Origin of the sequence: Actinomadura litoris, from assembly GCF_009733595.1 — a bacterium.
GTDB lineage: Bacteria > Actinomycetota > Actinomycetes > Streptosporangiales > Streptosporangiaceae > Spirillospora > Spirillospora litoris.
The window spans coordinates 84,833-99,272 of record NZ_WOFH01000017.1; the positions used below are offsets into that span (position 1 = coordinate 84,833).

At 73.4% G+C, this 14,440-nt stretch carries 13 protein-coding genes; all 13 read right to left on the reverse strand.

From position 1 onward, the window contains the following. Positions 1–403: 403 nt before the first annotated feature. Positions 404–1,294, reverse strand: a complete 891-nt coding sequence (gene lepB, locus GNZ18_RS36030) for a signal peptidase I (protein ID WP_308166489.1) — start codon at positions 1,292–1,294, stop codon at positions 404–406. Between the two features lie 168 nt (positions 1,295–1,462). Then, positions 1,463–1,813: a 50S ribosomal protein L19 gene (gene rplS, locus GNZ18_RS36035; RefSeq protein WP_067461562.1), complete on the reverse strand. Its 351-nt coding sequence runs from the start codon at positions 1,811–1,813 to the stop codon at positions 1,463–1,465. Between the two features lie 120 nt (positions 1,814–1,933). Beyond that, positions 1,934–2,716 carry a tRNA (guanosine(37)-N1)-methyltransferase TrmD gene (trmD, locus tag GNZ18_RS36040; RefSeq protein ID WP_156221228.1) on the reverse strand — a complete coding sequence of 261 codons (783 nt, stop codon included), beginning with the start codon at positions 2,714–2,716 and terminating at the stop codon, positions 1,934–1,936. Continuing rightward, positions 2,713–3,225 (reverse strand): ribosome maturation factor RimM, encoded by a 513-nt coding sequence (gene rimM, locus GNZ18_RS36045; RefSeq protein WP_156221230.1) that lies wholly within the window; start codon positions 3,223–3,225, stop codon positions 2,713–2,715. Before rimM ends, trmD begins: the two co-directional genes overlap by 4 nt. 1,217 nt (positions 3,226–4,442) lie before the next feature. Further along, a complete protein-coding gene (locus GNZ18_RS36050; RefSeq protein WP_021598307.1) occupies positions 4,443–4,685 on the reverse strand; it encodes an RNA-binding protein in 243 nt (80 codons plus the stop codon). Position 4,686: 1 nt separating this feature from the next. Continuing rightward, positions 4,687–5,136: a 30S ribosomal protein S16 gene (rpsP, locus tag GNZ18_RS36055; protein WP_214620732.1), complete on the reverse strand. Its 450-nt coding sequence runs from the start codon at positions 5,134–5,136 to the stop codon at positions 4,687–4,689. A 227-nt stretch (positions 5,137–5,363) separates the two neighbouring features. Beyond that, positions 5,364–6,935, reverse strand: a complete 1,572-nt coding sequence (gene ffh, locus GNZ18_RS36060; protein ID WP_312874942.1) for a signal recognition particle protein — start codon at positions 6,933–6,935, stop codon at positions 5,364–5,366. A 101-nt stretch (positions 6,936–7,036) separates the two neighbouring features. After that, entirely contained in the window at positions 7,037–9,283 is a 2,247-nt protein-coding gene (locus GNZ18_RS36065; RefSeq protein ID WP_156221234.1) for a [protein-PII] uridylyltransferase, read from the reverse strand. Next, entirely contained in the window at positions 9,283–9,621 is a 339-nt protein-coding gene (locus GNZ18_RS36070; protein ID WP_214620729.1) for a P-II family nitrogen regulator, read from the reverse strand. The genes GNZ18_RS36065 and GNZ18_RS36070 overlap by 1 nt, the downstream gene beginning before the upstream one ends. Next, entirely contained in the window at positions 9,618–11,015 is a 1,398-nt protein-coding gene (locus GNZ18_RS36075) for an ammonium transporter (protein ID WP_156221236.1), read from the reverse strand. Before GNZ18_RS36075 ends, GNZ18_RS36070 begins: the two co-directional genes overlap by 4 nt. Before the next feature lie 220 nt (positions 11,016–11,235). After that, entirely contained in the window at positions 11,236–12,384 is a 1,149-nt protein-coding gene (ftsY, locus tag GNZ18_RS36080; RefSeq protein ID WP_156221238.1) for a signal recognition particle-docking protein FtsY, read from the reverse strand. A 187-nt stretch (positions 12,385–12,571) separates the two neighbouring features. After that, positions 12,572–13,282, reverse strand: a complete 711-nt coding sequence (locus tag GNZ18_RS36085; RefSeq protein WP_156221240.1) for a DivIVA domain-containing protein — start codon at positions 13,280–13,282, stop codon at positions 12,572–12,574. A 5-nt stretch (positions 13,283–13,287) separates the two neighbouring features. Beyond that, on the reverse strand, positions 13,288–14,439 hold the full coding sequence (locus tag GNZ18_RS36090) for a globin domain-containing protein (RefSeq protein ID WP_216651557.1): 1,152 nt from the start codon (positions 14,437–14,439) through the stop codon (positions 13,288–13,290). Between the last annotated feature and the right edge of the window lies 1 nt (position 14,440).

The window sequence follows — 14,440 nt, forward strand, 5'->3', positions numbered from 1 at the left end:
GGCCGCCCGGTGGGGCCGCCCGGTGGGGCCGCCCGGTGGGGCCGCCCGGTGGGGCCGCCCGGTGGGGCCGCCCGGTGGGGCCGCCCGGTGGGGCCGCCCGGTGGGGCCGCCCGGTGGGGCCGCCCGGCTGCCTGCTTGTGGGGGCGCTGGTTGGGGCCGCCTTTGAGGCTGCGGGCGCGATTGGTGGTGGGGAGGGGCGGGCTCTTGGGCGTGAAGGGTGTCCCCTGGATGCGTGGGGGCACAGGGTGGGGGCCTGGTGGGGGTGGCCCTGCTGGCGGGGTTGTTGTCCGGCTACTGGGAGGTGGGCGTGGTTGGGTAGCGGCCGGGCCTGCGCTGTGGGGGCGCCGGGCGGGTCGATTGTGGGCGAGGCTTTCGGCGTTGTGGGTGCGGCCTCAGGGGCGGGTTATCTGAGGCGGCGGCGACGTAGGAGGTAGGTGACGGGGAAGGCGCCTACCATGCCCAGGGCCAGGGGGGCGGCGGGGAGGGCCATTGCGCTGGCCTTGAAGCCGGCCTGTTTGAACGTCTTGGGGATCGGGAGCGTGTCCAGGCGGTTCAGGGGCCAGACGATGACGAACGCGCGGCCGATGACGCGGTCGGTGGGGATGGTGCCGCCGCCGGGGTCGCCGCGATGGGAGCGGGAGTCGTAGGACAGTTCCCGGTGGTCGCCCATGACCCAGAGCTGTCCCTCCTTGACGGTGACGTCGAAGGGGTCGTTGGACGGCTTGTTCTGCTCGTGGGTGATCGGGTCGGTGAAAAGGTAGGACTTCTCGTCAAGCGGGACGTCGTTGACGGTGATCCGTCCCTGGGCGTCGCAGCATTTGACGTGGTCGCCGGGGATGCCGATGACCCGCTTGATGTAGTCCTTCTCGTTGGGGGCTACCCCGAAGGCGCTGCCGACGGCGTGCAGGGCCTTGGAGACGGGGTTGCCGGGCTCTTTGACCTGGGTCTCGGGGTCCCAGGAGTCGAGGCCGTTGAAGACCACCACGTCGCCCCGCGCGATGTCGCGGGTGTGATAGACGATCTTGTTGACGAGGACGCGGTCGCCGACCTGGAGGGTGTTCTGCATCGAGCCCGACGGGATGTAGAAGGCCTGCACGGCGAACGCCTTGATGACCAGTGCGAGGACGACGGCGACCACGATGAGGACCGGGAGTTCCTTCCAGAACGAGCCCGGCTTCTTCTTTTTGGGTTCACCCTCTTCGGAGGACTCGTCCTCGGCCGTCTCCTCGGCCTCCTCGGCGGAGGTCACGGTCTGCTCATCTTCGGGCACCGCGCCCTCGGCTTCGGATCGCACGTCTCTCCGATCGTCCTCGTCAGTCATCAGAGCGAAAGCCTAGCGGCGCCGGGGCCCAGGAGCCCCACCCCTTGGCGTGTCGCCGGGACAGTGCCGTTCATCTTCGTCCGAAACGGGCAACGCCCCGGTGACCGCGCGCGGTTCCCGGGGCGTTGAGAAAGCCATGGCTCAGAAGTCGCGCTTCTCCTTGATGCGGGCGGCCTTCCCGCGGAGGTTGCGCAGGTAGTACAGCTTGGCGCGGCGGACGTCGCCGCGCGTGACGACCTCGATCTTGTCGATCGAGGGGCTGTTGAGCGGGAAGGTCCGCTCGACGCCGACGCTGTAGCTGACCTTGCGGACGGTGAAGGTCTCGCGGGCGCCGCCGCCCTGGCGCCGGATCACCACGCCCTGGAAGACCTGGATACGGCTCCGGTTGCCTTCGGTGACGCGGACGTGCACCTTCAGCGTGTCGCCCGGACGGAAGTCCGGGACGTCGGCGCGCATCGCGGCCTTCTCGATCTCCTGGATCAGCGTGTGCATCGCAGCGGTTCCTCATGGTCGAACGCGGGCGCCGAGAGGCCCCGATGGGTCTTTCGTGGGGGCGTCGCGCCGCGGGAAGCGGTCTTAGGGTGCCCGTGCGGTCTCATGGGCACGGACGCTCTAGTCTGCCACATCATCCGCGTCAACCGGAAAACCGGCCTCGCGCAGGACGTCCCGATCACGCCCGTCCAGGGAGCCGGGGTCCAGGCGGGCAAGGAGTTCGGGCCGGTTCCGGGCCGTGCGTCGCAGTGCCTCGTCACGGCGCCATCGGGCGATCGCGCCGTGATGCCCTGACAGAAGAACGTCCGGGACGGGACGATCGCGCCAGATCGGGGGCTTGGTATAGACGGGACCCTCCAGGAGCGACTCCATGGCGCCGGGGGCGAAGGAGTCGTCGGCGACGGAGTCGGCGTTGCCGAGGACACCGGGCAGGAGCCGCCCGATGGCCTCGACCATGACCAGGACGGCGACCTCCCCTCCCGCCAGGACGAAGTCACCGAGGCTGATCTCGTCCACGGTCATGCGGGCGCGGGTCTCCTCGACGACGCGGGAGTCAATGCCCTCGTACCGTCCGCAGGCGAAGAGCAGCCAGGGCTCGGCGGCGTACTCGACCGCGAGGGCCTGTGTGAAGGGGCGGCCGCTGGGGGTGGGGACGATCATCCGGGGCACCGGGCCGTGTGGCGCGATGGAGTCAATTGCCTCACCCCACGGCTCCGGCTTCATCACCATCCCGGGGCCCCCGCCGTAGGGGGTGTCGTCCACGGTGCGGTGCCGGTCGTGCGTCCAGTCGCGCAGATCGTGGACATGGACGTTCAGGAGCCCGTTGCGCCGGGCCTTGCCGAGGAGCGAGACGTCCAGGGGCGCGAAGTACTCGGGGAAGATCGTGAGGATGTCGAGTTTCATGATTCGTCGAGCAGGCCGGGGGGCGGGTTGATGACGAGCCGCCCGCCCGCCACGTCCACCTCGGGGACGAGCGCGGACACGAACGGGACCAGCTTCTCGCCTCCGGCGCCGCGCACGACCAGGAGGTCCTGGCCGTGGTGGAGGACCTCGGCGACTTGGCCGATTCCGGTCCCGTCGGTGGTGACGACGGCGAGCCCGATCAGCTCCTGGTCGTGGAAGGAGTCCGGGTCGGAGGACGGCGCGATGTCGTCCTGATCGACGACCAGCCACGTGCCGCGCAGTTCCTCCGCGCGGTCGCGGTCATCGACCCGCGCGAAGCGCAGGAGGAGCCGGCCCGAGTGCCAGCGGGCGCGCTCGATGGTGAGGGGCCCGGCGTCGGCAGGGTCGGTGGCGATCTCGGTGCCCGCCGCGAACCGGGTGTCGGGCTCGTCGGTGCGGACGTCGATGGTCACCTCGCCGCGGATTCCGTGCGGGCGTCCGATTCGTCCCACCACGATCTTCTCGCTCATCGGGACCGCTCCATCCATTCCCGGCCCCTGCTTCCCGCCTCGGACGCGCCGCCCGCAGCGCCGACGGCGGCGATGCGGATCGCGCGGACTGCACCGTCCGGGCGGAAGGAGTGGGCGCGCGATGCGATGACCCGGACGGGGTGCGTCCTGGTGTGAGGGGCGGTGGCGTGCTTGTTGGGGCCCGCGTACGCGGCGACGCCGCATGCCATGCCGCGCTGCGGCTCAGTGTGAAGGGTGCAGGCGCTGAGTGGGGTGCATGGCCGGCTGGGCCAGGCGAGAGGGTTCCCTGCGGCGGTCGGCCCAGGGTTCCGCGATGTGGTGCTGGTTGGAACCCGGGGTGCGAGGCTCGGCTGGGAGTGGTGTGCAGTGGTCGGCCCGGGGAGCTGTGACTTGGCGGTGTCGGCCGGGATCCGCCGCGCAGGACTCGGCCGACGCGGGGCTGCGGCCGCCCGCACGGGAGGCTGCGATTCGGCGATGATCGCCGGGAGTCGCTGCGCAAGGCTCGGCTGGGAGTGGTGTGCAATGGTCCGCCCGGGGGGCCGTGACTTGGCGGTGTCAGCCGGGATCCGCCGCGCAAGACTCGGCTGGCAGGGAGCTGCGGCCTTCCGCACGGGAGGCTGCGATTTGGGGGTGGGGGCCGGGGGCCACTGCGCCGGGCTCGGCTGGGAGTGGTGTGCAGTGATCGGCCCGGGGGGCTGTGACTCGGCGGTGGAGGCCGGGGGCCACTGCGCGGGGCTTAGCTGGGAGTGGTGTGCAGTGGTCGGCCCGGGGAGCTGTGACTCGGCGGTGTCGGCCGGGATCCGCCGCACAAGGCTCGGCCGGCGGGGAGCTGCGGCCGTCCGCACGGGATGCTGCGATTCGGCGATGATCGCCGGGAGTCGCTGCGCCGGGCTTAGCTGGGAGTGGCGTGCAATGGTCCGCCCGGGGAGCTGTGACTCGGCGGTGTTAGCCGGGATCCGCCGCACAAGGCTCGGCCGGCGGGGAGCTGCGGCCGTCCGCACGGGGGATGGTGATTTGGCGGTGGGGGCCAGGGGCCGCTGCGCGAGGCTCGGCTGGTGGCGGGTTGCGGCCGTCGGCACGGGGAGCTGGGTTCTGGTGCCTGGGGCCTGGGGCCTGGACGCTGGGTGGGGCGGGGTGGGCGTGCCAAGGCCGAGGGGGTGGGGTGTGGTCCCCCGGGTACCGAGAGGCCCCCGGCATGCGTGATGCCAGGGGCGCACTCAGCGGACCTCGTTGACGTCGAGCAGGTCCACGCGCACGTAGCGGCCTCCGGAGAGGGCGCTGATCACCGTGCGGAGGGCCTTGGCGGTGCGACCGCTTCGGCCGATGACCTTGCCGAGGTCCTCGGGGTGCACGCGCACCTCAAGGACCCGGCCGCCCCTGATCCGGCGGGCGCGGACCCGGACGTCGTCCGGGTTCTCCACGATCCCGCGGACCAGGTGCTCGAGCGCTTCTTCGAGCACGTCAGCCCTCGCTCTTGACTTCGGTTGTCTCGGCGGCCTTGGCCTCGGACTTCTTCGGCTCGGCCTTCTTCTTGGCCCGGGTGGCGGGGCCCGCGGGCTCGTCGTCGCCGAGCGACTCCTTGACCGCGGCCTCGAACACGGCCTTCTTGTCGGCCTTGGGCTCGGCGACCCGCAGGGTGCCCTCGGCACCCGGCTCGCCCTTGAACTTCTGCCAGTCGCCGGTGATCTTCAGCAGGTTCAGGACGGGCTCGGTCGGCTGCGCGCCGACGCCGAGCCAGTACTGCGCGCGCTCAGAGTCGATCTTGATGAGCGACGGCTCCTGCTTGGGCTGGTAGAGCCCGATCTCCTCGATGGCACGGCCGTCGCGCTTGGTGCGCGCGTCGGCCACGACGATCCGGTACTGCGGGTTCCGGATCTTCCCCAGACGCTTGAGCTTGATCTTGACTGCCACGGGTGTGGTGTACTCCAGACTTCATGACGAGGTGAGCGGCCCGTACCAGGTGGGGAACACCGGCTCACGGCCGCTCGATGGACTCCGGGCGCACAGGACGAGAGAGGGCGCCTGGCGATTCCGGGGTTTCCAGCCAGCCATTCTGCCAGACGAACGGCGTGAACGCGCAATCGTGGCGTGACACGCGGCGTTTCCTGTGCGCGCACGGCCGGTCGCCCGCTGTGGCGCTACTTCTTCTTGCGGCCCTGGAGCTTGCCCAGGTCGGGCATCTGGAAGCCGGGGGGCAGCTGACCGCCGAGGCCGGGGGGCAGGCCGCCCTGGCCGCCGCCCAGACCGGGCGGGAGCCCCTGCGGCGCGGCGTCGGCGGCGGGCTGCTCCTCGGGCTGCCGTCCAGCGGCGCGCTTGCGGGGGTCGCCGCTGCGCTGCTTGCCCTTCTTCTTCTTGGGCGCCTTGACCGCCTTGCGGCGTCCGCCGCCCGGCATGCCGGGGATGCCCATGCCCCCGGCCATCTGGCGCATCATCTTCTGCGCGTCGAAGAACCGGGTGACCAGGCTGCTCACCTCGCCGACGCTGACGCCGGAGCCGCGGGCGATGCGGGCCCGGCGGGAGCCGTTGATGATCTTGGGCTGGGAGCGCTCCTGCGGGGTCATCGAGCGGATGATCGCGGCGACCCGGTCGAGGTCCTTGTCGTCGATCTGGCTGATCTGGTCCCGGACCTGGCCCATGCCGGGCATCATCCCGAGCAGGTTGCCGATGGGTCCGAGCTTGCGGATCATCATCATCTGCTCAAGGAAGTCCTCCAGGGTGAAGTCCTCACCCGAGGCGAACTTGCTGGTCATCTTCTCGGCCTGCTCGGCGTCGAACGCCTGCTCGGCCTGCTCGATCAGGGTGAGGATGTCGCCCATGTCGAGGATCCGGCCCGCCATGCGGTCCGGGTGGAAGACGCTGAAGTCCTCCAGCTTCTCGCCCGTCGAGGCGAACATGATCGGGCGGCCGGTGATGTGCCGCACCGAGAGCGCCGCGCCGCCGCGGGCGTCGCCGTCGAGCTTGGTGAGGACGACCCCGTCGAAGCCGACGCCGTCCATGAACGCCTGGGCGGTGTTGACCGCGTCCTGGCCGACCATGGCGTCCACGACGAACAGCACGTCGTCGGGGCTGACCGCGTCGCGGATGTCGATCGCCTGCCGCATCATCTCGGTGTCGATGCCGAGGCGGCCGGCGGTGTCGATGACGACGACGTCGTGCTGGGCGTGTTTTGCCTGCTCAAGGGAGCGGCGCGCGACGTCCACGGGGTCGCCGACGCCGCTGCCGGGCTCGGGCGCGAACACCGGCACCCCGGCGCGCTCGCCGACCACCTGCAGCTGCTGGACGGCGTTCGGGCGCTGGAGGTCGGCGGCCACGAGCATCGGCGCGTGGCCCTCGGCCTTCAGCCACCGGGCCAGCTTGCCCGCCAGCGTCGTCTTGCCGGCGCCCTGGAGGCCCGCCAGCATGATCACGGTGGGCGGGTTCTTGGCGAAGCGGATCCGGCGCGTCTCGCCGCCGAGGATGTTGATCAGCTCGTCATTGACGATCTTGACGACCTGCTGGGCGGGGTTCAGGGCCTGGGAGACCTCCTCCCCCCGCGCCCGCTCCTTGACCCGCGCGATGAAGTCCTTGACCACGGGCAGCGCGACGTCGGCCTCAAGCAGAGCGACGCGGATCTCGCGGGCCGTCGCGTTGATGTCGGCCTCGGAGAGCCGGCCCTTGCTGCGCAGCGACGAGAAGACCGTCGTCAACCGGTCGGAGAGCGTCTCGAACACGTGTCTGGACCGTCCTTGGAAAGCTTCTGGGATCGCCTATCAGCGTATCGGGTCGCCGGCCACCTCCCGCCCCGTCGCGCCTCCCGTCTTCGTCGCCGCGCTCAGCGGAGCGCTTCGAGGACGCGCGCGCGGACCGACGACAGCTCCGCAGGATCGGTGAGAGGGCGGCCCGCGGCGTCCACGACGTAGAAGACGTCGACGGCCTCGGCGCCGAGGGTGTCGACGCGGGCGGCGCGGACGTCCAGGCCGCATGCGCCGAGGGCTCGGCCGATCCGCCACAGCAGCCCGGGACGGTCGTGGGCGCGCACCTCGACGACGGTGGCGGTCGCGGACGCCTCGTCCACCACCCGCACCCGGGGCGGCGGGACGGCCACGCCCGGACGGAGGCGCACCGCGCGCTCCCGCCGTGCGAGCCGCGCCGCCACGTCCAGCCGGTCGGCGAGCATCCGGCGCAGGTCCGCCTCCAGGGTGGCCGGGTCCGGCGGGGTGCCGTACTCGGGGACGGCGGTGAAGTCCAGGACGGCGGTCCCGGCGTCCCCGGAGACCACGCGGGCCGTGCGGACGGCCAGCCGGTGCAGGGCGAGGATCCCGGCGGCGCCCCAGAGCAGTCCGGGACGGTCGGGAGCGGCGATCGTCACGCGGGCCCCGGCGACCCGCACGGCCGCGCCGTCGTGCCGGGCGAGCGCGAGGTGCCCGCGTCCGGGGGCGGGCGGCGTCCCGCCGGACAGCGCGGCCGCGGCCCTGCGGGCCAGGTCGGCGACGAGCCCGGCCTTCCACGTCCCCCAGGCGGCGGGCCCGGTGGCGTGCCCGTCGGCGATCGCGAGGGCGGCCAGGATGTCGAGGACGTCGCGCTCGCGGCCCGGCACGGCCGACACGGCGTCCACCACGGACTGCACGGTGACCGGGTCGTCGATGTCGCGGCGCGTCGCGGTCTCGGGGAGGAGCAGGTGCCGCCGGACGACGGTCTCCAGAACGGCGGCATCGTCCTCGGGGAAGCCCATCCGCGCCGCGACGCCCCGCGCGAGGGCGGCCCCGGTGACCGAATGGTCGCCGCCCTGGCCCTTCCCGATGTCGTGCAGCAGCGCGCCGACGAGCAGCAGGTCGGGGCGGGCGACCTCGCGGGTGCGGGCGGCGGCGCCGGCCGCGGTCTCGACCAGGTGCCGGTCCACGGTGAAGCGGTGGACGGGGTCGCGCTGCGGCCGGTTCCGGACCCGCTCCCACTCTGGCAGCAGCCGGACGATCAGCCCCGCCTGGTCGAGCGCCTCCCACACCGGGATCGCCGGGGGCCCGGCGCCCAGCAGCGACACCAGCGCGTCCCGGACCGGCGGAGGCCAGGGGTCCGGCGGTAGGGCGGCCTGCTCGGCCAGCCGCGCCACGGTGGCGGGCGCGAGCGGCAGCCCCGCCTGCGCGGCCGATGCCGCCACCCGCAGGATCAGCGCGGGGTCCCGGAGGTCGGCGCCGCGCGCGAGCACCACCTCTCCCCCGTGCTCGACCGCCCCGTCCCCGACCGGCCGCCGGACGACGCCCCGGGCCGCGCCGTCGGGCGGGGCGGGGCGGCGGGACACGTGCCGCCAGAGGTGGTCGGCGGCGTAGGCGATGGTGCGGGCCGCCTCGGCGGTGGCCCGCAGGAGCGCGTCGGCGTCCGGCATGCCGAGGGCGCGGGCGACGGCGTCCTGCTCCTGGAAGACGAGACGGTCGGCCGAGCGGCCGGTGACCTCGTGGAGCGCGTGGCGGACGTCCAGCAGCAGCTCGTAGGCGTCGCTCACCCCGGGGCCGGAGGCCGAGGCGGCCCAGGACGCGGCGGCCGCCCGCATCGCGTGGACGTCGCGCAGCCCGCCGCGCGCCTCCTTCAGGTCGGGCTCCAGGAGGAACGCCAGCTCGCCGTGGGCCTTCCACCGCCGGCGGCACAGCGCCGACAGCTCCGGCAGCCGGACCGGAGCATCGGCACGCCAGTCCGCGAGGACGGCCGCGCGCAGCTCGTTCGCCAGGTCGTGATCCCCCGCGACATGGCGCGCGGAGATCAGCCCTAGGGCCGCCTTCAGGTCGGCGCGGGCGACGGAACGGGCCTCGTCCGGCGTGCGGACGGAGTGGTCAAGGCGGAGGCCGGAGTCCCAGACGGGGTACCAGACGCGGTCGGCGACCCCGGCGATGTCCGGCCGTCCGCGGTGCAGGAGGACGAGGTCCAGGTCGCCGCCGGGCGTCAGCTCGCGGCGGGCGTGGCTGCCCACCGCGACCAGCGCGACGCCGGCGGACGGCCCGTCCAGGAGGGGCGCCAGCCACGCGTCCAGGGCGGCGGCGCGGGACACCCGCGCCGCCGCCAGGCCGGCGCGCCCCGGCTTCGCGGGCATCAGAGCGCGTCTGGGCCGGTCTCGCCGGTGCGGACGCGGACGGCGGTGTCCACCGGGACGGCCCAGACCTTGCCGTCGCCGATCTTCCCGGTGCGGGCGGCCTTGACGATCACGTCGATGATGTCGTCGGCGTCCGCGGCGTCCACGAGGACCTCGACGCGCAGCTTGGGGACGAGGTCCACGGTGTACTCGGCGCCCCGGTAGACCTCGGTGTGGCCCTTCTGGCGGCCGTATCCGCTGGCCTCGCTGACGGTCATGCCCTCGACCCCGAAGGACTCCAGGGCCGCCCTGACCTCGTCCAGCTTGAACGGCTTGATGACGGCGGTGATCAGCTTCACGCGTCGGCCTCCACTTTCCGCTCGGCGTCCGCCTCCCGCTCGGCCCCGCCTTTCCGGTCGGCCCCGCCTTTCCGGTCGGCCGCCGCTTTCCGCGCGGGGTCGGCGGCGGTTCCGAGGAGCGGGGCGCGGGTCGCGCCGCCGCCCGCGGGCGCCAGGTCGTAGGCGGTCTCGGCGTGGGCGGTGACATCGATGCCGGTCGCCTCGTCCTCCTCGGCGAGCCGGAAGCCGATGGTCCGGTCGATGGCCTTGCCGATGATCCAGGCCATGCCGAAGGAGTACAGGCCGACGACGGCCGGTCCGAGCGCCTGGAGGCCGAGCTGGTGGACGCCGCCCCCGTAGAGCAGGCCCTTGTGCTGGCCGGGCAGCGCCGGATAGGCGGCGAGGAGGCCGAGCGAAAGCGCGCCGATCGCGCCGCCGACGAGGTGGACGCCGACGACGTCGAGCGAGTCGTCGAACCCGAGCCGGTACTTCAGCCCGACCGCGTAGGCGCAGGCGACCCCGGCGACCGCGCCCAGCACGACGCAGGCCCACGGGTCGACGAACCCGGCGGCCGGGGTGACCGCGACGAGCCCCGCGACCGCGCCGGACGCGACGCCCAGGGTGGTCGCGTGGCCGTCGCGGAAGCGCTCCACGAGCAGCCAGGCGCCCGCGGCGACGGCGGCCGCGACCTGCGTGTTCATGAACGCGAGACCGGTCGTGCCGTCCACGGCCAGCTCGGACCCGGCGTTGAAGCCGAACCAGCCGAACCACAGCAGCCCCACCCCGAGCAGGACGAACGGGAGGTTGTGCGGGCGCATCGGCTCCTTCGGCCAGCCGCGCCGCCGGCCGAGGACGAGCGCGAGCGCCAGCCCGGCGGCGCCCGCGTTGACGTGCACGACCGTGCCGCCCGCGAAGTCCTCGATGCCGAGGTCGTTGAGCCAGCCGGTCCCCCACACCCAGTGCGCGACCGGGAAGTAGACGAGCGTCGCCCAGGCGACGCTGAAGACCGTCCAGGCGCCGAACCTGGCGCGGTCCGCGACGGCGCCGCTGATCAGCGCGACCGTGATGATGGCGAAGGTCAGCTGGAACGCCGAGAACACCATCGTCGGGACGTTGTCGCTCTGGTCGGGCAGGAGCCCCTCGGACACCTGGGTCGCGACGCCCCTGAGCCCGACCGCGCCGAGCCCTCCGGCGAACCCGTCGGCGAAGGAGCCGTCGGTGAACGCGACCGAGTACCCGTAGAGGACCCAGAGGACGGTCACGGTGACGATGCTCCCGAAGGACATCATCATCATGTTGAGGACGCTCTTGGCCCGTGTCATGCCCCCGTAGAAGAAGGCGAGGCCGGGCGTCATGAGCAGCACCATCGCCGTGGCCGTGAGCAGCCAGGCGGTCGCGCCTGTATCGATCTTCATCGCGGGCGGTGCCCTTCTCGGCCGGGAATCCGTGGAATGCTCAGCAGATTCCCGCGCGGCCGTTTCGCCCGGACACCTCCCATGTTTCGTGTTTGTGAAACAGCGCCCGCCGATGTTTCACCGGTGTTTCGAACCGATCACCCCCGGTGATCCACCGCACGCGGGCGCCCCGCGGCCGGCGGGCGGTCGCGGGGCGCGGCGGCGGTCGAAGCCGACGGGATCAGTCGCCGAGGATCGCGTCCACGAACGCCTCGGGCTCGAACGGGGCCAGGTCGTCGGGGCCCTCGCCCAGGCCGACCAGCTTCACCGGGACGCCCAGCTCCCGCTGGACCTGGACGACGATGCCGCCCTTGGCGGTGCCGTCCAGCTTGGTCAGCACGACGCCGGTGATGTTGACGACCTCGGCGAACACGCGGGCCTGCTGCATGCCGTTCTGTCCCGTGGTCGCGTCGAGGACGAGCAGCACCTCGTCGACGTCGGCCTGCTTCTCCACGACGCGCTTGACCTTGCCCAGCTCGTCCATCAGGCCGGTCTTGGTGTGCAGCCGACCGGCGGTGTCGATGATCACCGTGTCGACCTTGCTCTCGATGCCCTGCCGGACGGCGTCGAAGGCGACGCTCGCGGGGTCGGTGCCCTCGTCCTTGCGGACGACCTGCGCGCCCACCCGCGAGCCCCAGGTCTCCAGCTGCTCGGCGGCGGCGGCGCGGAAGGTGTCGGCGGCGCCGAGCAGCACGGTGCGCCCGTCGCCGACCAGGACCCGCGCGAGCTTGCCGCAGGTGGTGGTCTTGCCGGTGCCGTTGACGCCGACGACCAGGAGGACGGCCGGGCGGTTGCCGTGCGGCTCGGTCGCGAGGGAGCGGTCGAGGTCGGCGCCGATCTGCTTGACCAGCTCGTCCTTCAGCAGCTCGCGGACCTGCGCGGGGTCGCGGGTGCCGAGCACCTGCACGCGGGTGCGCAGGTCGTCGGTGACCTGGCGGGCGACGGCGGCGCCCATGTCCGCGGTGATCAGGGTGTCCTCCAGCTCCTCCCAGGCGTCGTCGTCGAGCGTCTCGCGCGACAGGAGGCCGAGGAGGGTCTTGCCGAAGGCGTTCTGGGAGCGGGCGAGGCGGGCCCGCAGCCGGACGAGGCGTCCGGCGCCCGGCGGCGGCTGCTCGATCTCGACGACCGGCGGCGGCGCCTCGACGGGCGGCGCGCGCTCGATGGTCGGCGCGGCGGCCTCCGCCTCGTCGACGGCGGTCGCGCCGCCGCCGCGCGCGGGCCCCGGCTCGACCGGCGGCCGCTGCGCCCGGCGGCCGGGCCGCAGGAACACGGCGCCGCCGACGACCAGGGCGACGGCGACCAGCCCCGCGATGACGATCAAGTACTCCATAGCGCCCCCTGTCTCCTCGCAGCGCCCTCGGCGCCGGGCGGTGAGCGCCCCCCTTCGGCGGGCGCTGCGGCGATCACCGGCGTCGCACGCGATCGCGACACTATCGCGACGTCCCGGGTCCTCGGCTCACGAGGCGGCGGCGACGGCGGGTCCCGAGGACGTCCCCTTCCCCGGGGCCGGCGCGCCGTCAGGGTCGCCGCGGTGCCGGGGGGAGGGACGAGCGCTCCGAGTCCTCCCACTCGTCGACGTTGCGCAGCAGGGCCTCCAGGTAGGAGCGCAGGTGGGTGCGGTAGACGTCGCTGTAGGTGCGCAGGTAGGTGATCTCCTGTTCCATCCGGCGGCGCTCCTCCTCGGGCAGCCGCGAGGGCGCCGGGGCGCCCGCTCCCGCGAGCACGGGCGTGCCGGGCGCGTCGGCCGGGACGGGCGCGGGCGGCCCCGAGCGGACCGCCGCGTCGGCGACCTCGGCGGCGCGGCGGTGCGCGTCCTCCAGGAGGTGCTCGGCGCGCCCCTTGGCGTCGGTCAGGATCGCCTCGCGGTGCAGCCGGGCCTCGTGCGCCAGCTCGCGGGTGTAGCGCTCGGCGTCGGCGACGTAGAGGTCGGCGGTCTGCTGGGCCTGCGACAGGATCCGGACGGCCTGGAAGTGCGCGTCCTCGGGCGCCATCACCCCGGGCCCGCCCTTGGAGAGCTGGGTGCGCAGCCGGTCCACCTCCTCCGCCAGCGAGGACCGCTCGTTGAGGATCTGGACGAGTTCCCGCTCCACGTACTGCAGGAAGCCGCGGACCTCGTCCTCGTCGTAGCCGCGCCGGCCGAGGGCGGCCCGCGCGAACACGACCGCCTGGAGCTCGCCCGGCGTCAGCCGGGAGCCGTCGGGCACGACGGGAAGGTTCGGGGAGTTCATCGCGCTCACCTCTGGGCGTCTGCGTAGGTTTCCAGCCGGACGCGCGCGCGGTCGACGCCGAGCCGCGTGAGCCGCTCGGCGGTCCGCCCGACCATCTCGGGCGAGCCGCACACGTAGGCGTCGTGGTCGTCCCAGGGGCCGCGCCGGGCCACGACGTCGGGAAGGTTCCCGTGCTCGACCTCGCCGCCGCCGGACTGCAGGAGCGCGGAGAAGCCGTGCCCCGCCGACTCGTCCGACACGGCGGGCACGACCGTGAGCCAGGGATGCCGCTGGGCGAGCTTGGTCAGGTCCTCCAGGTCGTAGAGGGCGTCGCGGTCGCGGGCGCCGAAGAACAGGTGCACGCGCGGCGGGGCGGGGCGCCGCACGAGCTGTTCGAGGATCGCCTTGAGCGGCGCCAGCCCGGTGCTCCCCGCGACCAGCAGGACGTCGCGCCGGGACGACTCGTCCAGCGTGAGCGTGCCGATTGGGGCGCCCATCCGGATCCGGTCGCCGGTCTGGGTCGAGCGGACCAGGACGGTGCTGACCGGGCCGCCGTCCACCAGCTTGACGTGGAAGTCCACGGTGTTGTCGGGACGCGGCGCGTTCGCCATCGAGTAGTAGCGCCAGTGCCGCAGCCGCGCCGGGACCTCCACGGCGACCGACTGGCCGGGCAGGTAGGGCAGCGGCCGGTCGGGCTGGACGCGCAGGACCGCGATGTCGAAGCGCCGCCGCTCGACGCCGACGACCTGGCCGTTCCACCAGGCGGGGCTGGTCAGCGCGTCCTCGTCGGCGGCCTCCTGCATGACCTTGGCGACCAGGCCGTAGGCGGCCTGCCAGTCCGCGGCCAGCTCCTCGCTCCAGTCGGCCCCGGAGAAGTGCCGGAGGGTGGCGACGAGGCTGGCGCCGACCTGCGGGTAGTGCTCGGCGACGATCCCGAAGCGGCGGTGGTCGCGGCCGAGCTGCTGGACGAACGGCAGCAGGTTCGGCAGGTCGTCCACCCGGGAGACGATGTGCCCGAGGGCGCGCAGCAGCTTGTCGCGCTGGCCGCTCATGCCGACGGGGAACATGTCCCGCAGGTGCGGGTTGCGGACGAACAGGTCGGCGTAGAAGAACATGGCGACGGCGTCGCCCTGCTCGGCGACGCGGGCGAAGCTCGCCTTCAGGCGCTGGGCGTCCACG